Annotated in this window: 27 protein-coding genes; 12 read left to right on the top strand and 15 right to left on the bottom strand. The window is 53.1% G+C overall.

Features of this window, described 5'->3' with window-relative positions:
• Positions 1–26 precede the first annotated feature (26 nt).
• The 11 genes from npr to SGBXF1_RS21340 all read right to left on the bottom strand — a co-directional run bounded on the left by npr (position 27) and on the right by SGBXF1_RS21340 (position 8,253).
• Positions 27–299, bottom strand: a complete 273-nt coding sequence (npr, locus tag SGBXF1_RS21390; protein WP_020831874.1) for a PTS phosphocarrier protein NPr — start codon at positions 297–299, stop codon at positions 27–29.
• Positions 296–1,150: an RNase adapter RapZ gene (gene rapZ / locus SGBXF1_RS21385; RefSeq protein ID WP_012147065.1), complete on the bottom strand. Its 855-nt coding sequence runs from the start codon at positions 1,148–1,150 to the stop codon at positions 296–298. Before rapZ ends, npr begins: the two co-directional genes overlap by 4 nt.
• Positions 1,151–1,280: 130 nt before the next feature.
• Entirely contained in the window at positions 1,281–1,742 is a 462-nt protein-coding gene (gene ptsN, locus SGBXF1_RS21380; protein ID WP_172479792.1) for a PTS IIA-like nitrogen regulatory protein PtsN, read from the bottom strand.
• A 154-nt stretch (positions 1,743–1,896) separates the two neighbouring features.
• A complete protein-coding gene (gene hpf, locus SGBXF1_RS21375; protein ID WP_004948547.1) occupies positions 1,897–2,184 on the bottom strand; it encodes a ribosome hibernation promoting factor in 288 nt (95 codons plus the stop codon).
• A gap of 23 nt (positions 2,185–2,207) precedes the next feature.
• Positions 2,208–3,641, bottom strand: coding sequence for an RNA polymerase factor sigma-54 (rpoN, locus tag SGBXF1_RS21370; RefSeq protein WP_037416312.1), 1,434 nt, complete (start codon positions 3,639–3,641; stop codon positions 2,208–2,210).
• 50 nt (positions 3,642–3,691) lie between these two features.
• Positions 3,692–4,417, bottom strand: a complete 726-nt coding sequence (gene lptB / locus SGBXF1_RS21365; RefSeq protein ID WP_037416315.1) for an LPS export ABC transporter ATP-binding protein — start codon at positions 4,415–4,417, stop codon at positions 3,692–3,694.
• 6 nt (positions 4,418–4,423) lie between these two features.
• Positions 4,424–4,963 carry a lipopolysaccharide ABC transporter substrate-binding protein LptA gene (gene lptA / locus SGBXF1_RS21360; protein ID WP_037416318.1) on the bottom strand — a complete coding sequence of 180 codons (540 nt, stop codon included), beginning with the start codon at positions 4,961–4,963 and terminating at the stop codon, positions 4,424–4,426.
• Positions 4,932–5,510 carry an LPS export ABC transporter periplasmic protein LptC gene (gene lptC / locus SGBXF1_RS21355; RefSeq protein WP_037416323.1) on the bottom strand — a complete coding sequence of 193 codons (579 nt, stop codon included), beginning with the start codon at positions 5,508–5,510 and terminating at the stop codon, positions 4,932–4,934. Before lptC ends, lptA begins: the two co-directional genes overlap by 32 nt.
• A complete protein-coding gene (gene kdsC, locus SGBXF1_RS21350) occupies positions 5,507–6,061 on the bottom strand; it encodes a 3-deoxy-manno-octulosonate-8-phosphatase KdsC (RefSeq protein ID WP_037416326.1) in 555 nt (184 codons plus the stop codon). The genes lptC and kdsC overlap by 4 nt, the downstream gene beginning before the upstream one ends.
• A 17-nt stretch (positions 6,062–6,078) precedes the next feature.
• Complete coding sequence (gene kdsD, locus SGBXF1_RS21345) at positions 6,079–7,065, bottom strand: arabinose-5-phosphate isomerase KdsD (protein WP_061807829.1); 987 nt, start codon at positions 7,063–7,065, stop codon at positions 6,079–6,081.
• 201 nt (positions 7,066–7,266) lie between these two features.
• Entirely contained in the window at positions 7,267–8,253 is a 987-nt protein-coding gene (locus SGBXF1_RS21340) for a calcium/sodium antiporter (protein WP_061807830.1), read from the bottom strand.
• Between the two features lie 317 nt (positions 8,254–8,570).
• Between SGBXF1_RS21340 and mlaF the strand changes: the two genes are divergently transcribed.
• The 7 genes from mlaF to murA all read left to right on the top strand — a co-directional run bounded on the left by mlaF (position 8,571) and on the right by murA (position 13,385).
• Positions 8,571–9,386 carry a phospholipid ABC transporter ATP-binding protein MlaF gene (gene mlaF / locus SGBXF1_RS21335; RefSeq protein ID WP_037416336.1) on the top strand — a complete coding sequence of 272 codons (816 nt, stop codon included), beginning with the start codon at positions 8,571–8,573 and terminating at the stop codon, positions 9,384–9,386.
• Positions 9,387–9,390: 4 nt separating this feature from the next.
• Complete coding sequence (gene mlaE / locus SGBXF1_RS21330) at positions 9,391–10,173, top strand: lipid asymmetry maintenance ABC transporter permease subunit MlaE (RefSeq protein WP_037416339.1); 783 nt, start codon at positions 9,391–9,393, stop codon at positions 10,171–10,173.
• Between the two features lie 4 nt (positions 10,174–10,177).
• On the top strand, positions 10,178–10,729 hold the full coding sequence (mlaD, locus tag SGBXF1_RS21325) for an outer membrane lipid asymmetry maintenance protein MlaD (RefSeq protein WP_037416342.1): 552 nt from the start codon (positions 10,178–10,180) through the stop codon (positions 10,727–10,729).
• 14 nt (positions 10,730–10,743) lie between these two features.
• Complete coding sequence (mlaC, locus tag SGBXF1_RS21320) at positions 10,744–11,373, top strand: phospholipid-binding protein MlaC (RefSeq protein ID WP_037416345.1); 630 nt, start codon at positions 10,744–10,746, stop codon at positions 11,371–11,373.
• Positions 11,373–11,675, top strand: coding sequence for a lipid asymmetry maintenance protein MlaB (mlaB, locus tag SGBXF1_RS21315; RefSeq protein ID WP_037416347.1), 303 nt, complete (start codon positions 11,373–11,375; stop codon positions 11,673–11,675). The genes mlaC and mlaB overlap by 1 nt, the downstream gene beginning before the upstream one ends.
• Before the next feature lie 140 nt (positions 11,676–11,815).
• Positions 11,816–12,070 (top strand): BolA family iron metabolism protein IbaG, encoded by a 255-nt coding sequence (ibaG, locus tag SGBXF1_RS21310; protein WP_017894138.1) that lies wholly within the window; start codon positions 11,816–11,818, stop codon positions 12,068–12,070.
• 55 nt (positions 12,071–12,125) lie between these two features.
• Positions 12,126–13,385 carry a UDP-N-acetylglucosamine 1-carboxyvinyltransferase gene (murA, locus tag SGBXF1_RS21305; RefSeq protein WP_037416349.1) on the top strand — a complete coding sequence of 420 codons (1,260 nt, stop codon included), beginning with the start codon at positions 12,126–12,128 and terminating at the stop codon, positions 13,383–13,385.
• A 68-nt stretch (positions 13,386–13,453) separates the two neighbouring features.
• Here the strand turns inward: murA and degS are convergent, their stop codons facing one another.
• The 3 genes from degS to zapG all read right to left on the bottom strand — a co-directional run bounded on the left by degS (position 13,454) and on the right by zapG (position 16,577).
• Complete coding sequence (degS, locus tag SGBXF1_RS21300) at positions 13,454–14,512, bottom strand: outer membrane-stress sensor serine endopeptidase DegS (protein WP_061807832.1); 1,059 nt, start codon at positions 14,510–14,512, stop codon at positions 13,454–13,456.
• Positions 14,513–14,608: 96 nt separating this feature from the next.
• On the bottom strand, positions 14,609–15,979 hold the full coding sequence (gene degQ, locus SGBXF1_RS21295; protein ID WP_037416356.1) for a serine endoprotease DegQ: 1,371 nt from the start codon (positions 15,977–15,979) through the stop codon (positions 14,609–14,611).
• Positions 15,980–16,175: 196 nt separating this feature from the next.
• A complete protein-coding gene (gene zapG, locus SGBXF1_RS21290) occupies positions 16,176–16,577 on the bottom strand; it encodes a Z-ring associated protein ZapG (RefSeq protein ID WP_006317094.1) in 402 nt (133 codons plus the stop codon).
• 350 nt (positions 16,578–16,927) lie between these two features.
• On the opposite strand from zapG, the gene zapE reads away from it, so the two are divergent.
• The 5 genes from zapE to sspB all read left to right on the top strand — a co-directional run bounded on the left by zapE (position 16,928) and on the right by sspB (position 20,773).
• Positions 16,928–18,055 (top strand): cell division protein ZapE, encoded by a 1,128-nt coding sequence (gene zapE / locus SGBXF1_RS21285; protein ID WP_186427514.1) that lies wholly within the window; start codon positions 16,928–16,930, stop codon positions 18,053–18,055.
• Positions 18,056–18,331: 276 nt separating this feature from the next.
• Positions 18,332–18,760 (top strand): 50S ribosomal protein L13, encoded by a 429-nt coding sequence (gene rplM / locus SGBXF1_RS21280; protein ID WP_037416359.1) that lies wholly within the window; start codon positions 18,332–18,334, stop codon positions 18,758–18,760.
• A gap of 15 nt (positions 18,761–18,775) precedes the next feature.
• Positions 18,776–19,168, top strand: coding sequence for a 30S ribosomal protein S9 (gene rpsI / locus SGBXF1_RS21275; protein WP_020831838.1), 393 nt, complete (start codon positions 18,776–18,778; stop codon positions 19,166–19,168).
• Positions 19,169–19,628: 460 nt separating this feature from the next.
• Positions 19,629–20,270, top strand: a complete 642-nt coding sequence (gene sspA, locus SGBXF1_RS21270) for a stringent starvation protein SspA (RefSeq protein ID WP_037416363.1) — start codon at positions 19,629–19,631, stop codon at positions 20,268–20,270.
• 5 nt (positions 20,271–20,275) lie between these two features.
• The gene (gene sspB, locus SGBXF1_RS21265; RefSeq protein ID WP_061807834.1) at positions 20,276–20,773 is read left to right on the top strand and encodes a ClpXP protease specificity-enhancing factor; all 498 of its coding nucleotides are present in this window, start codon (positions 20,276–20,278) and stop codon (positions 20,771–20,773) included.
• A 65-nt stretch (positions 20,774–20,838) separates the two neighbouring features.
• On the opposite strand, the gene SGBXF1_RS21260 is transcribed toward sspB, so the two are convergent.
• On the bottom strand, positions 20,839–21,318 hold the full coding sequence (locus SGBXF1_RS21260; RefSeq protein WP_037416368.1) for a hypothetical protein: 480 nt from the start codon (positions 21,316–21,318) through the stop codon (positions 20,839–20,841).
• Positions 21,319–21,449 lie beyond the last annotated feature (131 nt).

Raw genomic sequence — 21,449 nt, 5'->3', positions numbered from 1 at the left:
GCGCAGCAGGTGGCGCACCTTGTCTTTTAGTCTTCGTCAAAGCCGGAATTAATCAACTCAATCACGGCAGCCAGCGCTTTAACTTCATCCGGGCCGGTGGCTTCAACTTCGATGTGACGGCCTTGTGCAGAGTCCAACATCAGCAGCGCAATCACGCTGCTGGCCTCGGCTTCTGTGCCGCTGTCGTTACGCAGCATAACCTCGGCGTCAAAACTCTGCACCAACTCGAACAGCTTCATCGCTGGGCGCGCATGCATGCCAAGTTTATTTTTGATTTCAACTGTTTGCTTGACCGTCATTGTTTGCGTTTTTCCAACGTACGATGGCGTGATTGCACGTTCTTGCCGCGTGAGCGGAAGTAGTCGGCCAACTGCTCTGCCACATACACCGAACGGTGCTTACCGCCGGTACAGCCAATGGCAACCGTCAGGTAGCTACGATTGTTGGTTTCCAGCATCGGTAGCCACTGCTCCAGATAACTGCGAGTCTGGTAGATGAAGTTGTGCACTTCAGTGTGGCGATCGAGGAATGAAGCGACGGGCTTATCCAGACCGGTCATTGGGCGCAGTTTGGGATCCCAGTGTGGGTTCGGCAAGAAGCGTACGTCGAACACGTAATCGGCGTCGATTGGGATACCGTGTTTAAAGCCGAAGGATTCAAACACCATGGTCAGCTCGCGCTCGCGTTTGCCCAACAGGCGGGTACGCAGCATTTCAGCCAGCTCATGCACTGACATTTCTGAGGTGTCGATGATCAGGTCGGCTCTGGAACGCAATGGTTCGAGCAGATCACTTTCTTCATCGATAGCGCTTTCCAGTGACAGGTTCTTGCTGGAGAGCGGATGCAGACGGCGTGTATCACTGTAGCGGCGAATCAGCGTATTGCGATCGGCGTCGAGGAACAGCAACTGCGGTGAGAAGCTGTCCGGCAGTTGAGTCATCGCATATTCAAACACTTCCGGCGATTCCGGCATGTTACGTACGTCGATGCTTACCGCCGCGGAGCTGTTGCGTTCCGCCAGCGTATTGGCAAGCTGCGGCAGCAGTACCACGGGCAGGTTATCAACGCAGTAAAAACCCATGTCTTCCAACGCCCGTAAGGCGACGGATTTCCCTGAACCGGAACGGCCGCTGACAATCATCAGCACCATGTGGAAACTCCCCTGGCATCTCAGTGGCGTCTATCGCCACCGTTAGAAACTTTATTATTCCGGCCTGAACCGGAATCCATCATGGCTAAACAGTATCGTTATCCGGGCTGGAAGTCACGCCAGCCGGGCGTTACTCGGTGATGATTTGGTAAAGCTCTTCGTCACTTTGCGCGGCGCGCAGGCGACGGCATACGGTTTTGTCGGCCAGGCGCTTCGCGACCAGAGACAGGGTATGCAAATGGGTTTTACATTGGTCGGCCGGTACCAGTAAGGCAAACAGCAGATCGACCGGCTGATTATCAATGGCATCAAAGGCGATAGGTTGGTCGAGACGGATAAACACGCCAACAGCCCGCAATGTGTCCTCTTCCAGTTTGCCATGGGGAATGGCGATACCGTTGCCGATACCGGTGCTGCCCATACGCTCGCGGGTGAGAACCGCGTCAAACACCACCTGTGGTGACAGGTTTAGCTGCTTGGCGGCCAGTTCGCTGATAATTTCCAAAGCGCGTTTCTTGCTAGTGCAATGGACGGCGCTTCTGGTGCACTCGATGTTTAAGACCGAGCTTAATTGCATTGTTTCGTTGTTCATCTCATCTTCACTTAAAATCACACCAGCAAGCAGGCTTGTGAGGTGATTTTTCGCCTGTTGGCTTATCGGCGCGGTACCCATACAAAGACAGGTAACGCGCCGATGGCCGAATATACGTTTGAGCCGAATCCGCTGACGGAAACGGCCCAGAATGTCAGTGTTGCTTCAGTTTGTCTTTATGTTTGTTCAATTGACGTGCCAGTTTGTCGATCAGGGTATCAATTGCAGCATACATGTTCTCGTCTTCCGAGGTGGCGTGCAACTCGCCTCCATTCACGTGCACCGTCGCTTCCGCGATCTGTTGCACTTTTTCCACACTAAGAACGACATACACCTGATTTATGCGGTCAAAATACTGTTCGAGTTTGGCGAACTTAGTGTTCACGAACTCACGCAATGGTTCGGTGATTTCGATGTGGTGTCCGGTAATGTTGAGCTGCATAGTGTCTTCCTTCTCAATAGAGGTCAAACCAACTGTTTACGTTGGTTGGACGGCGGGATGGACAAAGACTCTCGGTACTTGGCGACGGTACGCCGCGCCACGATGATCCCCTGGTCGGAGAGCAGGGTGGCCAGCTTGCTGTCGCTGAGCGGTTTGGCGGGGTTTTCCGCCGCGATCATTTTCTTCACGACTGCCCGGATCGCCGTAGAGGAAGCTTCGCCCCCGCTGTCGGTATTCACATGGCTTGAGAAGAAATATTTCAATTCGAAAATGCCGCGCGGACTGTGCAAAAACTTCTGCGTAGTCACACGTGAGATTGTCGATTCATGCATCTCCACGGCCTGTGCGATATCTGCCAGTACCATGGGCTTCATAAATTCTGCACCTTGCTCAAAGAAGGCCTGCTGCTGCTCGACAATGCAGCGTGAGACTTTCAGTAAGGTGTCGTTTCGGCTTTCCAGACTTTTGATCAGCCATTTGGCTTCCTGCAGATTGCTGCGGATGTACTGACCGTCACTGTCGTTACGCGCGCTGTTGCCCATTGCGGCATATTGCTGGTTGATCTTCAGCCGTGGAATACTGTCGCTGTTGAGCTCAACCGTCCAAACATCTTGCACCTTGCGTACCAGCACGTCTGGGATCACATACTCAGACTCGCCGGTATTGATCGACTGGCCCGGACGTGGATCGAGTGACTGGATCAACTGCATCGCTTCTTTCAGTGTATCTTCTTTTGAGCGCGTTGATCGCATCAGGCTGCGAAAGTCGTGGTTCGCCAGCAAGTCCAGATGTTCACTGATGATCAGGCGTGCTTCAGCCAGATATGGCGTGTCTTCGGCATATTGGGAAAGCTGAACCAACAAGCAGTCGCGCAGATCGCGCGCGGCAACGCCAACCGGATCAAAACGCTGTACGCGTTTCAACACGGCTTCGACTTCGTCCATTGTCACATTTTCGTCACCGATGCTCTCCAGAATGTCTTCCAGTGGCACGGTGAGATAACCGGTGTCATCGACAGCGTCGACGATTGAGGTGGCGATGGCGGCATCCGTATCGGAAAACGGTGTGAGATCTACCTGCCACATCAGATAGTCTTGCAGGGTCTGGGTGGTTTCACCCTGATAAACCGGCAGCTCATCATCACTGTAATCAGTGCGGGTGCCAGAGGGGGTGCCCGCCGTGTAGATTTCGTCCCAAGTGGCGTCCAGCGGCAGCTCTTCTGGCATGTCTTTCTGTTCCAGCGCTTCGCGGGTGTCCAAACCTTCGGTTTCGATGGTTTCTTTGGTATCGATTTCTTCGTGCAGGTCGGTCTGTTCAAGCAATGGGTTGCTCTCTAACGCCAGCTGTATCTCCTGCTGGAGCTCAAGCGTGGACAACTGCAACAGGCGAATCGCCTGCTGGAGTTGGGGGGTCATAGCCAATTGTTGACTAAACCTGAGTTGCAAACCTTGCTTCATAATCTTCTGTCTACTTCCGTTAAGCGTCGCCCATCAGGACGTGCTGGAACTCAGAGGCGGAATTCTTCGCCCAGATAAACGCGTTTCACCTGCTCATCGGCCAGAATAGCATCCGGCGTGCCGTGAGCAATCAGTTTGCCCTGGCTGACGATATAGGCGCGTTCACATACGTCCAGCGTTTCGCGCACGTTGTGGTCGGTGATCAGCACGCCCAGGCCGCTGTCACGCAAGTGCTCGATAATTTTTTTAATGTCGATAACGGAAATGGGGTCGACCCCGGCGAACGGTTCATCCAGCAGGATGAATTTCGGGTTGGCCGCCAGTGCTCGGGCGATCTCCACGCGGCGGCGTTCGCCACCGGACAGCGCCTGGCCCAGGTTGTCGCGTAGATGGGAGATATGGAACTCTTCCATCAGCTCTACCGCACGGTCTGCTCGCTGTTCACTACTGAGATCGTCACGGATCTCCAGAACGGCCATCAGGTTGTCATACACGCTCAGGCGGCGGAAGATTGACGCTTCTTGCGGCAGATAGCCGATACCACGACGTGCGCGCGCATGAAGTGGCAACAGGCTGATATCTTCTTCGTCAATCACGATACGCCCGGCGTCACGCTGGACGATACCGACCACCATGTAGAAGGTGGTGGTCTTACCGGCGCCGTTTGGCCCCAAAAGGCCGACGATTTCGCCGGATTTCACGTTCAGACTGACGTCTTCAACAACTTTGCGGCCCTTGTAGGCTTTCGCCAAGTTTTCTGCGATGAGTGTAGCCATAAGTGATTAGTTACTCTTCTTTTGCCCGTTTTTGTCTTGCAACTGCGACGGTACCAGAACCGTAGTCACGCGTTTGCCTTTATCGCTAAACGCCTGCATTTGCTGCTGTTGCACCAGGTAGGTGATGCGATCGCCTTTTACGTTGCTGTCGAGCTGTTCCAGATAGGCATTCCCGGTCAGGGTCACTAACTGCGATGCGACATCGTAACGGACCTTTTGGGCATGGCCTTTAACCGGCTTGCCGCTGTCTTGCATCTGGTAAAAAGTAACTGGGTTACCAAAGGCTTCAATATAGGTTTTGTTCTGGTCGCCGCCCGGCCTGGTCACCACGACCTTGTCGGCTTTGATATCGATAGTGCCTTGCTTGATCACCACGTTATCGGTAAAGGTGCTGACGTTGCTCTGCATGTCCAGAGACTGTTTCAGTGAGTCAATGCTCACTGGTTGACTGGAGTCGGACTTCAGCGCCCAAGCGGGTGCACTGGCGGCCAAAATCAAGCTGCCGATCAACAGATTACGGCTTCGTTTGTTGGTTCTGAATTTCATAGTTGGTCTTAACCTTATCAATCAGCTCAGCGGTTTTGGCCCGCAGGTTCCCACGCATTTTCATGCCGTTAGAGGTGAAGTTCGTCCCGTAGAGTGTCACTTCGTCATCCGAAGCCACATCTTGGGTCACCAGGTTCACCTGAGCATTGTCTGTTTTAATTTTTTCCAGCTGTGAGGTGGTGGTCAGGCTGTTCACCTCGACATGGCCGTAAAGATACAGCATCCGGTCTTTAGTCAGTTTGGCGCGATCGGCGCGAACTGACCAGGTGGCCACCGCGTTTTCATCAAACAGCGTCATCACTGGCTGGGTAAACCAGCTTAATTCGTCGGCCTCATAGTACTTCACGTCTTCCGCCACCAGCTTGTAACTCAGCTTGCCGGTCGGATTGTACACTATGGTGACCGTGTGCTGGCTCTGGTAAGTTGGGTCCTGGCTGTTGACCGGCCCTGGGACCGAGTCATTATTGAAGTCAGCCATGTTCCAGCCAATCAGCGCCAATGCGATCACCGCCAGCAAGAGGGTGATCCAAAGTTTGGTTTTACTCATATCGACAGCCCTTTGGCGTCCTCCAGCTTGTTCTGAGCCAAAAGAATAATGTCACACAGCTCGCGCACCGCGCCCCGGCCGCCGGCAATGCGGGTAACGTAATGGGCGCGTGGTAGCAGCAACGGATGTGCATCTGCGACTGCAACGGCCAGGCCCACTTGCGCCATCACCGGCCAGTCGATCAGATCGTCGCCAATATAGGCCACCTGATCTGCCGTGAGCGACAGTGTATCCAACAGTTCACGGAAGGCCAAAAGCTTATCGGATTGCCCCTGATAAAGGTGAGTGATACCGAGGGTGTTAGCTCGGTCCTCCAGTAGCTTGGCGGAGCGGCCGGTGATGATCGCCACGTCGATATCTGAGGTTTTCAGGCAGCGGATGCCGTAACCGTCACGGACGTTGAACGCCTTTAACTCTTCGCCATTGTTGCCCATAAAAATCAGGCCGTCTGACAGCACGCCATCGACATCACAAATCAGCAGGCGGATTTTCCCGGCACGCGCCATGACGTCTTGTTCTACAGGCCCGTAGCAGGTTTCAACCAGACTCATTGAGTTCTCTTCCATAATTAAACGACGCCGGCGCGCAGCATGTCATGCATATGTACCACACCCAGCAATTGGTCGCCATCGGCAACCAGCACGGCGGTGATATGACGTTGCTGCATCAGGTTCAACGCGTCGACGGCCAACAGGTTCGGGCGTACTCGTATGCCGCCCTGTGTCATGACATCGACGATCTTGGCTTCGTTGAGGTTAATGCCCATATCAAATATTCGGCGCAGGTCACCATCGGTGAAGATACCGGCGATCTTCATAAGATCGTCACAGATGACTGTCATACCCAGATTTTTACGGGTGATCTCCAGTAATGCGTCGCGTAAAGAAGCGTCGGCACTGACATGGGGGATTTCATCACCACTGTGCATAATGTCGCATACACGTAGCAACAATCGGCGACCCAGAGCGCCGCCTGGGTGCGAAAGGGCAAAATCTTCTGGCGTGAACCCCCGCGCTTTCAGCAGTGCGACGGCCAAGGCATCACCCATCACCAGAGTGGCAGTGGTGCTGGTGGTCGGGGCCAGGCCAAGCGGACAGGCTTCCTGTGGCACCTTGATGCACAAGTGAATATCGGCCGCTTTGCCCATCGAGCTGTCCGGATTGTTGGTCATGCAGATCAATGGGATTTGCTGGCGCTTCAATACCGGGATCAGCGCCTGGATTTCGTTAGACTCACCCGAGTTTGATATGGCGAGCACGATATCTTGCGTAGTGACCATTCCGAGGTCGCCGTGGCTGGCTTCGGCAGGATGAACAAAGAACGCAGGCGTGCCTGTGCTGGCAAAGGTCGCAGCAATTTTGCAGCCGATATGCCCGGATTTACCCATGCCCATCACGACCACTTTGCCACTGCAACCGGCAATCAACTCGCAGGCGCGGGTAAAGTCTGCATTGATGTATTGATCGAGCTGAGCCAGCCCGTCACGTTCAATCTGCAGCACTTCTTTACCTGCCTGCTGAAAATCAAAGCCCGGTTGCAACTGAATGTTCGACATACTCATTCCCGTCGGTTATCCCCTTTCTCTTTAAGATACAGGGGTGTTGGCTGCTTTTTCTTACCCTGGGCACTTAGCGGGCTAAGTTCCCAGAGATGATGAGCCTTGTTCTTCGGCTCAACCAGCGGATCAGCGCAAGCGCTGTTCAAATCGGCTGTGGCCGGTTAGTCGTTCTTTTGCCGTCTTCGAATCTTTCAACGGCTATAGGGTATAGCCAAATAAATGGAAAGGGTTAAAGAACAGCACCGCAAGATACGCAATAAAACCACATAATAACAGAGCGCCCGCCAGATGGCCGATGCGATGTTTCCGCCCAATGCACAGGGCACTGAGCACAATGCTGACTGCCAACATCACCCAGTAATCGCGATGGAAGGCGGCGGCATCGACGCTGCCCGGAGACAGCAGGGCGGGAACCCCCAGCACGATTACTGTGTTGAAAATATTGGAACCGATGATATTACCAATTGCCATATCATCCTCACCCTTTAGTGCCCCGGCGATTGAGGTGGCCAGTTCAGGCAGGCTGGTTCCAATAGCGATAATGGTCAAACCGACAACCAGTTCACTCATACCGAAATAGTGCGCAATCACCGTGGCGTTATCGACCACCATTCTGGAAGACAGTGGCAGAATGATAAACGCCAACACCAGCCACAGCACCGCGACAGTATTGCTGCTGTCCTGCGGCAGTTCGGCCATTTGTTCCACGGTCAGGCTGTCATTGCCTTCACGCTGCGCCAGCCGGGCAATTTTTAGCATCAACAAAATAAAGACGGCGGCGGCAGCCAACAGCACCACGCCATCCAGCCGGCTCAAGGTGCCATCCATCAAGACGAAGCCACACAATACTGTGACCGCCAACATCAGCGGCAGTTCGCGCCGTAAAACTTCGGAACGCGCCGCCAAAGGATGTATCAGCGCAGCAACGCCCAGGATCAATAGAATATTTGTAATGTTGGAACCTAATACGTTCCCTACAGCCATATCTATTTGCCCGTTCAGCGCTGCTGTCGTAGATACGAACAGTTCCGGTAATGACGTGCCGATACCGACGATGGTCATGCCGATAATCAGCGGTGGTACGCCAAGTGAACGAGAAATTACCGCAGCACCGTAAACTAAGCGGTCTGCGCCATACACCAGTAAAAATAAACCAACGATTAATAACGCTATCGCGAGAAACATGCAGGGTCCTTTGTTGGGTATTATCCCGGTTCGTTGGTTAAAAGCCGTAATTCGGCTATCTTGCTTTGCCCTCCGTTGTGCAGACTAAAGCCGCAGCAACGGGTTTTCCCGGCTAATATATGAACACTTTCGTTTTTTTTCGTTATGGTGCCAATTTTGACCGGGTGACGCGTAAAAGTAAAATAGGCTGTGCCTTGGCGCACCATTGGTAACGAAATGCCGGTAAGTTTTTGTAAAGATAAGACGCATTGCGCCCGTTGCTTTAACATCACGGGTAGATTTAGCAAAAATGAGCCGTACGTAAAGGATCCATTAACATGCACCAGAAGGCAGAGAATCTGGTCGAAGTTCGCGATATGAGTTTCTCGCGCGGCGATCGACTGATATTTGAAGATATCAACCTGACGGTTCCCCGTGGCAAGGTGACGGCGATCATGGGGCCGTCCGGTATTGGCAAAACGACGCTTTTGCGTCTGATCGGCGGTCAGTTGACGCCGGACTGTGGCGAGATCTGGTTCGATGGCGACAACATTCCCGCGTTGTCCCGTCATCAACTGTATGATGCGCGCAAGAAAATGAGCATGTTGTTCCAGTCGGGGGCGCTGTTCACCGATCTGACAGTGTTTGAAAACGTAGCTTACCCGCTGCGTGAACATAGTCGTTTGCCGGAGCCGCTCCTGCGCAGCACGGTGATGATGAAGCTGGAAGCTGTTGGGTTGCGTGGTGCGGCTGACCTGATGCCCAATGAATTGTCCGGCGGTATGGCGCGGCGTGCCGCGCTGGCGAGGGCTATCGCGCTCGACCCGGAAATGATCATGTTCGATGAGCCGTTTGTCGGCCAGGATCCGATCACCATGGGTGTATTGGTCAAGCTGATCGATGAGCTGAATCACGCATTGGGTATCACCTGCATCGTGGTTTCACACGATGTGCCAGAAGTACTGAGCATCGCCGATTATGCGTACATTGTTGCTGATCATCGGGTGATAGCCGAAGGCACGGCGCAAGAATTACAGAACAATCCTGATGCGCGCGTGCGCCAGTTCCTGGATGGTATTGCCGATGGGCCAGTACCTTTCCGTTATCCGGCCGGTGACTATCAGGCCGAGCTGTTAGGTTTAGGGAGTAAATAAGCTGATGTTATTACAGGCGTTAGCGTCGTTAGGACGCCGTGGCATCAACACCAGCGCCAGCTTTGGGCGTGCCGGGTTGATGCTGTGGGGCGCGCTGGTCGGGCGGCCTGAACCACGCAAACAGTGGCCGCTGCTGCTCAAACAGATGCACAGCGTTGGCGTACAGTCACTGTTGATCATCATGGTCTCCGGGTTGTTTATCGGCATGGTGCTAGGGCTACAGGGTTATATTGTGCTCACCACCTACAGCGCCGAGGCCAGTTTGGGCATGATGGTGGCATTGTCATTGCTGCGCGAATTGGGGCCAGTGGTCACGGCACTGTTATTTGCTGGTCGTGCTGGTTCGGCGTTGACAGCCGAAATTGGCCTGATGAAGGCAACCGAACAAATCTCAAGCCTGGAAATGATGGCAGTCGATCCGCTACGGCGCATTGTTGCACCCCGCTTCTGGGCAGGATTGATCAGTATGCCGCTACTGACGCTGATCTTTGTCGCGATCGGCATCTGGGGCGGTTCGGTGGTTGGCGTAGACTGGAAGGGCATTGACAGTGGCTTCTTCTGGTCAGCAATGCAGGGCGCCGTAGAGTGGAAAAAAGACTTACTCAACTGCCTGATCAAGAGCGTGGTATTTGCCATCACCGTGACCTGGATTGCCATTTTCAACGGGTATGATGCGGTACCGACCTCTGAAGGCATTAGCCGGGCAACGACCCGTACCGTGGTACATTCGTCACTGGCGGTGTTGGGATTGGATTTTGTGCTGACAGCACTGATGTTTGGGAATTGATTCGATGCAAACGAAGAAGAGTGAAATCTGGGTTGGGGCATTTATGCTGATTGCGCTGTGCGCCATCGTGTTTTTGTGCCTGCAAGTGGCGAACATTAAGTCGATTGGTAACGAACCAACATACCGTATTTACGCGACCTTCGATAATATCGGCGGTCTGAAAGCACGTTCACCGGTGAAAATTGGCGGCGTGGTCATTGGACGTGTGGCTGATATCTCGCTTGACCCTAAAACGTATACACCGCGTGTCGCCCTGGATATCCAGGATAAATTCGACCAGATCCCGGATACCAGTTCATTGGCGATCCGTACTTCCGGTCTGCTGGGAGAACAATATCTGGCACTGAACGTCGGTTTTGAAGATCCGGATATGGGGACTGCCATTTTGAAAGACGGCGGCACTATTCAGGACACCAAATCAGCAATGGTTCTGGAAGATCTGATCGGCCAGTTCTTGTATAAGAGCGGCGGCCAGGATAACGCAGATAAAGCGGGAGACGCGGCTGCTAGCCCGGCTGCCGGTGCTGCGCCGCAATCTGCTGCCCCCATTCATTAAGAGAGGAAGCCTGCATGTTTAAACGTTTACTTATGGTTGCCCTGCTGGTGGTTGCGCCGCTGGCGAATGCGGTCGATCAAACCAATCCTTACAGCCTGATGCAAGATGCGGCTCAAAAGACCTTCAACCGTCTTAAAACAGAGCAGCCAAAAATCAAGCAAGACCCTAACTACCTGCGTGCCGTCGTGCACGAGGAGTTGATGCCGTTTGTACAGGTCAAATACGCTGGCGCCCTGGTACTGGGCCGTTATTACAAAGAAGCCACACCGGCGCAGCGTGAAGCTTACTTCACCGCATTCCAGGCTTATCTGGAACAAGCTTACGGCCAGGCGTTGGCGATGTACCACGGCCAGACTTATCAGATTGAACCTGAGCAGCCGCTCGGCACTGCCGATATTGTGGCCATCCGTGTAACCATCATTGATCAAGGCGGTCGTCCCCCGGTGCGTCTGGATTTCCAGTGGCGTAAAAACAGCAAAACCGGTCACTGGCAGGCGTATGACATGATTGCCGAAGGTGTCAGCATGATTACCACTAAACAAAACGAGTGGGCATCTACGTTGCGTACCCAAGGGATTGACGGCCTGACCAAACAACTGCAGGCAGCAGCGCAGCGTCCAATCACGCTGGATCAGAAAAACTGATGTCCGCAGCACTCAGCTTTGAATCGCAACAACAGACCCTGATCCTGCGCGGTGAGCTGGATCGGGAAACGTTGTTGCCGCTGTGGGAACAGCGGGAAACGTTGCTGGCGGATAAAACCGTCCTCGACGTTACGCAACTGCAGCGCGTGGACTCTTCCGGGCTGGCACTGCTGGTGCATCTGCGCGAACAGCAGCGTCAACGTGGTGTGGAATTAAAAATTTCTGGTGCCAGCGATCGTTTAAAAACGCTGATCGCGCTGTACAACCTGCAAGCAATAATGCCTGTCGATACCGCTGGTTAGCCCTATTTTAGGCTGGCTAAAGACGGTTTTCTTTCAAAAAGCCCCTGTCACACAGGGGCTTTTTCTTTAGTTTAAGAAAACGTCGTATTCCACTAAGATGTCAGGCTGATTATGATCCTTTTGATGCAGAACTGGATACTATGGAAAATAACGAGATAAAAGACGTGTTGATGCGCGCATTGGCACTGGATGAAGCACATGTTACCGGCGACGGCAGCCATTTTCAGGTGATCGTGGTCGGCGAATTATTTGCTGCTATGAGCCGCGTTAAAAAACAGCAGGCGGTCTATGCGCCACTGATGGAATACATTGCGGACAACCGTATTCATGCTTTGTCGATCAAGGCATATACCCCTGAAGAGTGGCAGCGAGACCGCAAACTCAACGGATTTTAAGGCTGTTTGCCCAGAAGGGCGGGCAGCATCAGTTTAGATAATAGAGAGTAGTCAAATGGATAAATTTCGTGTGCAGGGCCGGACCCGCCTCAGCGGTGAAGTTGCTATTTCCGGGGCTAAAAACGCCGCCCTGCCGATCTTGTTCGCCGCACTGTTAGCGGAAGAGCCGGTCGAGCTGCAGAATGTCCCGAAGCTGAAGGACATCGATACCACCATTAAGCTACTCAGCCAGTTAGGCACCAAGATTGAGCGCAACGGTTCCGTGTTTGTTGACGCCAGCGGCGTGGACGAGTTTTGTGCGCCGTACGATTTGGTGAAAACCATGCGCGCTTCCATTTGGGCGCTGGGGCCATTGGTTGCTCGTTTTGGTCGTGGTCAGGTTTCACTGCCGGGTGGTTGTGCAATCGGTGCACGTCCGGTTGACCTGCATATCACCGGCCTGGAACAGCTTGGTGCAGAGATCAAACTGGAAGAAGGTTATGTTAAAGCTTCCGTTGACGGTCGCCTGAAAGGCGCGCACATCGTTATGGACAAGGTGAGCGTTGGCGCTACCGTGACCATCATGAGTGCTGCAACTCTGGCAACGGGCACCACCGTGATTGAAAACGCTGCACGTGAGCCGGAAATTGTCGATACTGCCAACTTCCTCAACACGCTGGGTGCGAAAATTACTGGTGCGGGCAGTGACCGCATCACTATCGAAGGCGTTGAGCGCCTGGGTGGCGGTGTTTATCGCGTTCTGCCTGACCGTATTGAGACCGGTACCTTCCTGATAGCCGCAGCAGTTTCTGGCGGTAAAGTACTGTGCCGTGACACCCGTCCAGACACCTTGGACGCTGTGTTAGCCAAACTGCGTGAAGCAGGTGCGGATATTGAAGTTGGTGAAGACTGGATCAGCCTGGATATGCATGGCAAACGCCCGAAAGCGGTTACCATTCGCACTGCACCACATCCAGGGTTCCCGACCGATATGCAAGCCCAGTTCAGCTTGCTGAACCTGGTCGCGGAAGGAACCGGTGTGATCACCGAGACGATCTTTGAAAACCGTTTCATGCACGTGCCTGAATTGATCCGTATGGGTGCACACGCAGAGATCGAGAGCAACACTGTGATTTGTCATGGTGTTGAGCAGCTGTCTGGCGCTCAAGTGATGGCAACCGATCTGCGCGCTTCTGCCAGTCTGGTGTTGGCTGGTTGTATCGCCGACGGTGTGACCGTTGTCGATCGTATCTATCACATTGACCGTGGTTATGAGCGTATTGAAGACAAGCTGCGTGCGCTGGGTGCAAATATCGAGCGTGTGAAAGGCGAGTAATTTGTTAAACGCCGGGGCGTTGCCTCCGGCGGAAATGCAGTTTGGGGCTCGGCATTGCCGGGCCCTTTTTAATTGCTGTCTTCCGGGAACTCACCGACCGTCATCTTCAGCGTGATGCGTTTTCCCTCTCGCAGCACGACCACCGGAATTTCAGTCCCAGGGCGGATCTCAGCCACTTGGTCCATGGTTTCCAGTACAGAAATTGCCGGTTTGTTATCCACATTGATAATCACGTCGTTGATATGGAAACCTGCATTGCCTGCGGGCCCGTTCGGCGTAATTTCTGTCACGATAATGCCTTGCAGGCGGTCGATACCAGAATTGGACGAGCGCAGGGGAATAATCTCTTTACCCTGAATGCCAAAGTAACCACGGATGACACGACCGTCGCGGATCAGTTTATCCATGATTTTGGTCGCCAGTTCGATAGGAATAGCGAACCCCAAACCTTCTGGTGTCTCACCGTCAGTGATTTTGTCGTAGGTCAGCGTGTTTATACCGATTAACTCACCCAGTGAGTTGACCAGCGCGCCACCCGAGTTGCCACGGTTAATCGAAGCATCTGTTTGCAGAAAGGTCTGGCGGCCGGTTGTGCTCATACTGATGCGCCCGGTAGCGCTGAGGATACCCTGGGTGACGGTCTGACCGAGATTATAAGGGTTGCCGATCGCCAAGACGACGTCACCGACGTGTGCAGTGCGGGCGTTATTAAATGGGATTACCGGCAGGTTGCCAGGATCTATTTTCAGAACAGCCAGATCGGTCAGGCTGTCAGAACCGACTAAGAGAGCTTCGTAGCGGCGGCCATCCTGGAGCACAACCGTAATTTGCTGTGCATCTTTAATCACGTGGCGATTTGTTAGGATATAACCGCGATCGTTCATGATCACGCCAGAACCTAGCGACAGAACGTTGGCAGCGCCACTCATATTACGGTTATAGATATTCACTACGGCAGGCGCAGCACGTCGCACCGCCTTATTGTAGCTAACCGGTGTTTCATCACGGGTATTGTCATGTTTTTCTGCGAACAGAGTATTGGAAGAACGTAGCGCAGGCAGAGCAACCAGCAACAGACCGGCAACGATTAGACCAATAACGACGGAGCGCAAGAGCTTAGCAAACATGGAGTTTTAGTACGTGAGATGAAAGATACACGGAGGATAACATGAGAATACCGGGCGCAGTATGTCACCGAGCCCGGTTTTTAAACAAATTACCGATTAACGCAGCAGCAGATAAATGGTTTCACCGCCACGTACGATGTTCAGCGCCATTACTGGTGGTTTGGCTTCAAGGACCTTACGCAGTGCCGTGATGTTCTCAATACGCTGGCGGTTGACGCCAATGATTACATCGTCTTTCTGTAGCCCGATCTGCGCTGCCACAGAACCTTTGTCTACTCGATCGATCTTCACGCCTTTCTCGCCGCTTGGAATGGCGCTGTTGCTGAGTGAAACACCCTGCAAGGCCGGTGACAGCGTTTCGGCATTGGTCGAAGCACTTTCGCTGTTATCCAGCGTAACGGAAACTTCCTGTGGTTTGCCATCACGCAGCAACCCAACCTTGATGGTTTTGCCCGGTGCGGTAGTTCCTACCTTGGCACGCAACTCGGCGAAGCTGCTGACCGGTTTGCCGTCAACAGAAACCAGAATATCGCCGGCTTTGATACCTGCCTTGGCGGCGGCTGATTTCGGGAGCACTTCACTGACGAAGGCACCGCGTTGGGCATCGGTATTAAATGCCTTGGCCATATCGGCCGTCATTTCGCTACCTTTGATGCCCAGCAAGCCGCGTTTCACTTCACCAAACTCGATCAACTGTTGGCTGAGGTTTTGCGCCATGTTGCTCGGAATAGCGAAGCCGATGCCCACGTTACCGCCGCTTGGCGCCAAAATGGCGGTGTTGATACCGATCAGCTCGCCGTTGAGGTTAACCAACGCACCACCTGAGTTGCCCCGGTTGATGGAGGCGTCGGTCTGGATGAAGTTTTCCAACCCTTCCAGGTTCAGGCCGCTGCGGCCTAACGCAGAAATAATACCGGAAGTGGCGGTTTGGCCGAGGCCGAATGGGTTACCGACGGCCACAGCGAAATCGCCGACCCGCAGTTGATCTGAGTCCGCTATTTTAATCGCCGTCAGGTTTTTTACGTCGCTGAGTTGCAGCAAAGCGATGTCGGACTGTTCGTCACGACCAACCAGCTTGGCGTCCACTTCACGGCCATCATTCAACTGCACGCTGATTTTGTCGGCGTTGTTGATCACGTGATTGTTGGTCAGCACATAACCTTTGGTGGCATCGATAATGACGCCAGACCCTAGCCCTTCAAATGGACGTGAGCTCTGTTGCTGCCCAGGGCCGCCCGGGCCGAAGAAGCGTTTAAATTCCTCCGGTACTTGTTGGCGCTGCACCTGAGTCCCTTCAACATGCACGCTGACTACTGCAGGCAAGACTTTTTCCAGCATCGGCGCCAGGCTTGGCAGCGGCTGCCCCTGAACGGCGACGGGCATCGCCGCGGTGGCTGCCGGTACGGAGGTCAGTGTGAGGCCAATGCTCATTGCCAATGCACTAAGAATTAACGACTTTTTCTTCATTGATAATAACTCTCTCAATACCTGCCGGTGAAATAGTGATGATAAAGCAGCAGCAATACCATAGTGAAGGGTAAGACCGTGAATTTGCGTGAAAAGTTCACTCAATCGCCAGCTTTAAGGATAGCTCAGCGCGGGGTAAGCAGTAGGGGGAAGAGTAAGAAACCCGTGGGGCTGTCCCACGGGTAAAGAAAAGCGTTTAGTCGCGGCGTGGGCGTTCGCCACGCAGCAGGCCAGATGCGCCTTCAGAGTAGTCGCGCGGCATTTCTACCGGCGCCTGATCATTGTCCGCTTCGGCTTCGGTCAGGCGATAGCGGAACGGGTTTTCCTGCATCGGCAGGTCTGGCAGCAAGTTGTTGGAGCTTTTCGCCATATGCTGATACAGCTGGCGATAGTCACGTGCCATGTTGTCCAACAGCTCAGCGCTGCGAGCAAAATGGCCAACCAGCTCTTGACGATATTCTTCCAGCTCGGTTTTGCTCTTGTCCAACTCGTTCTGCAAAACTTGTTGTTGGCGTAATTTACGGTTACCAAAACGCATCGCTACCGCACCAATGGCGATACCGACCACCAAACCAATCAGCGCATACTCCCAGGTCATGATGACTCCTATTTTGACTTCGTTGTTCCGCAGGGATTTTTCACTTAATAATATCCACTATAACCGTTAACCTTGTCCGAGTGGAATCCTGATGAGCTTTTACCTAGTGTTTACAGGGTTTTTCAGCATTGCCCGGAGTGGGTATTTGTGGCGATTACGGTGCGAAGCAGCATCAACTTGCCGCCAAAATTGGCTAAATAATTTATTATGCCCAATAGGTTTCAAGCTACGACAAGGCAGTAACCGTGCGGATTTCCAACGCTAAGCTTTCAAGGCTGTTGGGATTAAGGAGGCAACGCTGCGGCAGCTTGAAGATGAAGGGGATAGCGTTCTTAGGAAACATCGAACAGATGCAGGCACAATCACCGTTATCACGCTACCAGCAGGCGCTGGACGCGGGAGAATACCAGGCCGATGCGGTTCAGCGTCAGGCCGTGACTCAACTGGATCATATCTATCAGGCATTGCAGCAGACACCTGCCGTCAGTGCGTCAGCCAGCGGCCTGCGCGGTAAGCTCAGTCGTTTGTTGGGCAAGCGTAACGAAGTCGTAAAACAACGCCCAGTGCAGGGCTTATATATGTGGGGCGGTGTTGGGCGCGGCAAAACCTGGTTGATGGACATGTTCTTCCACAGCCTGCCGGGAGAGCGCAAGCTGCGGTTGCATTTCCATCGCTTTATGCTGCGGGTGCACGAAGAGCTGACGGAACTGCAAGGGCAGGAGAACCCGCTTGAAATCATCGCTGATGGGTTTAAAGCGCAAACCGATGTGCTGTGCTTCGATGAATTCTTTGTCTCCGACATCACTGACGCCATGCTGTTAGCTACGCTGTTGCAGGCCTTGTTTGCCCGAGGCATCACGCTGGTGGCCACTTCAAATATTCCGCCTAACGATTTGTATCACAATGGCTTGCAGCGTGCGCGCTTCCTGCCGGCGATAGACCTGATCAATACCTATTGTGATGTCATGAACGTCGATGCTGGCATTGACTACCGCCTACGTACGTTGACTCAGGCACATCTGTATCTGACGCCGCTTGATGAGCAGACTCGGCAGACCATGGACCTGATATTTGGGAAGTTAGCCGGCAAGGAAGGCGAGTTTGCGCCAGTCTTGCAGATCAATCATCGGCCACTGCAGGCGATCCGTGCGGTAGATGGCGTGCTGGCTGTGGATTTCCACACGCTGTGCGAGGATGCACGCAGCCAGTTGGACTACATTGCATTATCGCGCCTGTATCACAGCGTCATCCTGTATAATGTGCGGGTGATGGGGCCGCTGAAGGAAAATACCGCGCGTCGTTTCCTGGCCTTGGTGGACGAATTTTACGAACGTCACGTTAAGCTGGTTATTTCTGCTGAAGCCTCGATGTTTGAGATCTATCAGGGTGAGCGGCTGAAGTTTGAATACCAACGTTGCTTGTCGCGCCTGCAAGAGATGCAGAGTGAAGAGTATTTGAAGCTGCCGCATTTGCCATAAGGTCCACGGGGATTCAGTCATTGGAGTCCCCGGTTCTCCTCTGCTAGCGATAAATTGTATTTCCATTCAAAAAGCGTTCGATCTTTGTGAGCGACTTCTCTATAATCTTGCGACCCCACGTTACAACAAAGTTTTTTTTCCCAAAAACTTTATAGTGCCGGCAATGGCTATTCGAAGGGGTAGGTTTGCTGGACTTGTATGGTCGTGTGAGCCTCAACTGTTTTCGAGCGTTTGGGTGTTCACCAACGTGTAACTAATTATTGGGTAAGCTTTCTAATGAAAACTTTTACAGCTAAACCAGAGAGCGTTCAACGCGACTGGTACGTTGTTGATGCAGATGGTAAAACTTTAGGCCGTCTCGCTACTGAACTGGCTCGTCGTCTGCGCGGCAAGCATAAAGCGGAATACACCCCGCACGTTGATACCGGTGACTACATCATCGTTCTGAACGCAGAAAAAGTTGCTGTAACCGGCAACAAGCGTACAGACAAGGTGTATTACCGCCACACTGGCCACATCGGTGGTATCAAGCAAGCGACCTTTGAAGAGATGATTGCCCGCAGTCCTGAGCGCGTGATTGAAATCGCGGTTAAAGGCATGCTGCCAAAGGGTCCGTTGGGTCGTGCAATGTTCCGTAAACTGAAAGTTTACGCGGGCACTGAGCACACTCATGCGGCACAGCAACCGCAAGTTCTTGACATCTAATCGGGATTATAGGCAATGGCTGAAAATCAATACTACGGCACTGGTCGCCGCAAAAGCTCCGCCGCTCGCGTTTTTATCAAGCCGGGCAGTGGTAACATCGTAATTAACCAGCGCAGCCTGGAACAGTACTTCGGTCGCGAAACTGCCCGCATGGTAGTTCGTCAACCGTTGGAACTGACCGACATGGTTGGTAAATTTGACCTGTACATCACCGTTAAAGGTGGTGGTATCTCTGGTCAAGCTGGCGCTATCCGTCACGGTATCACCCGTGCACTGATGGAGTACGACGAGACTCTGCGTGCAGAATTGCGTAAAGCTGGCTTCGTTACTCGTGACGCCCGTCAGGTTGAACGTAAGAAAGTCGGCCTGCGTAAAGCACGTCGTCGTCCGCAGTTCTCCAAGCGTTAATTTTTTACTGCCTTGGCAGTGGAATTTACGCAAAAAACCCGGTGCTTCACCGGGTTTTTTTATGCCTGAAAATCAAGTCGTCGTTACTAAAATCTTTGGTATATCAGACAATTCAATACGAATTAGCCGTACAGCCCCCACAAAACAAGCAAAATCTGGTAAACTATCATCCACTTTTGCGCCTGTTCGCCATGCAGCAGTTATCAGTTTACTTCCAAGGCCGGTTTTTAGACCTCGGGTTTAGCTGCGAGTTGCTGGCCTGCGGTCAAGATCATTCAGGATAGCAGCCTGGTATACCCGATAGATTTCGTGGTGCAGCAAGGCGGGCAACTGGACGAGTCCCTGGAACTTAGTACGCTAAGTCATTGGGGATGAGACAGGTAAGCCAGCACTGTTGCAGTATGAAAAATGAAGGGAAGTTGGCTATTCGCAGTATTTTCTAGATAACTTGGAGGTTTTCATGGCTGTCGCTGCCAACAAACGTTCGGTAATGACGCTGTTCTCTGGCCCGACCGACATTTTTAGCCATCAAGTACGTATCGTACTGGCGGAGAAAGGTGTCAGCGTTGAGATTGAGCAGGTTGAGTTGGATAACCTGCCGCAGGACCTGATTGACCTCAACCCGTACCAGACGGTGCCTACGCTGGTCGATCGCGAGCTGACCTTGTATGAATCCCGTATCATCATGGAATACCTCGATGAGCGTTTCCCGCATCCACCGCTGATGCCGGTTTATCCGGTTGCCCGTGGTGAGAGCCGTCTGATGATGCTGCGTATCGAGAAAAACTGGTATTCGCTGATGTACAAAATCGAGCAGAGTAACGGTCAGGAAGCTGAATCGGCTCGCCGCCAACTGCGCGAAGAGTTACTGGCGATTGCCCCTATCTTTGGTCAGACCCCGTATTTCATGAGCGAAGAGTTCAGCCTGGTGGATTGCTACCTGGCACCGCTGTTGTGGCGTTTGCCGCAGTTGGGTATTGATCTGATCGGCGCGGGTTCCAAAGAGCTGAAAGGTTACATGACCCGTGTGTTCGAGCGTGATGCCTTCCTGGCCTCTCTGACCGAAGCGGAGCGCGAAATGCGCCTGCAGACTCGGGGCTAAGTATCATGGATATGTCTCAGATGACTCCACGCCGTCCGTATTTGTTGCGGGCGTTCTATGAGTGGTTGCTGGATAATCAGCTAACACCGCACCTGGTGGTAGATGTGACGCGTCCTGACGTCTTGGTTCCTATGGAGTTCGCTCGTGATGGTCAGATCGTTCTGAATATCGCACCGCGTGCAGTTGGGAACCTGGAATTAGGCAACGACGAAGTGCACTTTAATGCGCGTTTCGGTGGTGTGCCACGTCAGGTCTCGGTACCAATGGCTGCCGTGCTGGCAATCTATGCGCGTGAAAACGGCGCAGGCACCATGTTCGAACCTGAAGCCGCTTATGAAGCGGAAGGATCGTTTGAAGGCATGGACAATGAGACGATTCCATCGGAAAGCCTGATGTCGGTGATTGATGGCGACCGCCCGGATCTGAGCGAAGATCACGATCCGGATGATGAGCCGCCACCGCCGCCACGTGGTGGTCGCCCAGCATTGCGCGTGGTGAAATAATCCCGCAGCAGTGAACAATAAAGGTCGCCTCGGTGACCTTTTTTTTGCCTGTAAAAAGGGCGCTGTCAGCTTTTCAATGACGCAATGCAGGCATCACGTGGGGCGCTGAGATCGCCGATACGCACAGTAGTGAGTGCGTGGGTCGCGCGTTGTTTAAACGAGGTAATGGCGGTGTCACCTTGTATTTCTGGTGGCGCAGTGCAGATATCGTTGATCGGTAAATTATTGCCTTTGTCGAGGGCATGCAATACCGCGGCTGGGTTGTAGACCAATGCAGAAGACAGCGCTGATTTGACGCCCGCGGTAAAGGCGGCGTTACCGCCGTTGGCTAACTTGGGTGCCAAGGCAATCCAACTGTCGTCACCCAGCTTAATGCTGTTTTCTACCGCATGAAGCTGGCCTGCTTTCGCCAGTTGAGCCACTACCGATGCCGCACCGCGCGCCTCAATGTTGTAACCCACCTCTTGTGAATCCAACGACATCGCCAGTGAGCTGAAACTGACAACCAGCAAAGCGCTGGCTAATAAGGGAACGGGCAATTTCATGGTTAGCTATCCTTATCAAGATACCAGGCGCAACTGCGCCCTGAGTGACATTAATAGAATACTATAGCGCGCCAGGCGCTGGACTGCGGGTGAGGTTGTTACAAAGCGTGTGGGGAGTGCAGTGAAAACAA

This window comes from Serratia grimesii (assembly GCF_900186025.1).
In the GTDB taxonomy this organism is placed as follows: Bacteria; Pseudomonadota; Gammaproteobacteria; order Enterobacterales; family Enterobacteriaceae; genus Serratia; species Serratia grimesii.
Note: the sequence above shows the minus strand (reverse complement) of the source record. Positions and strands in the feature narration are given on the sequence as shown.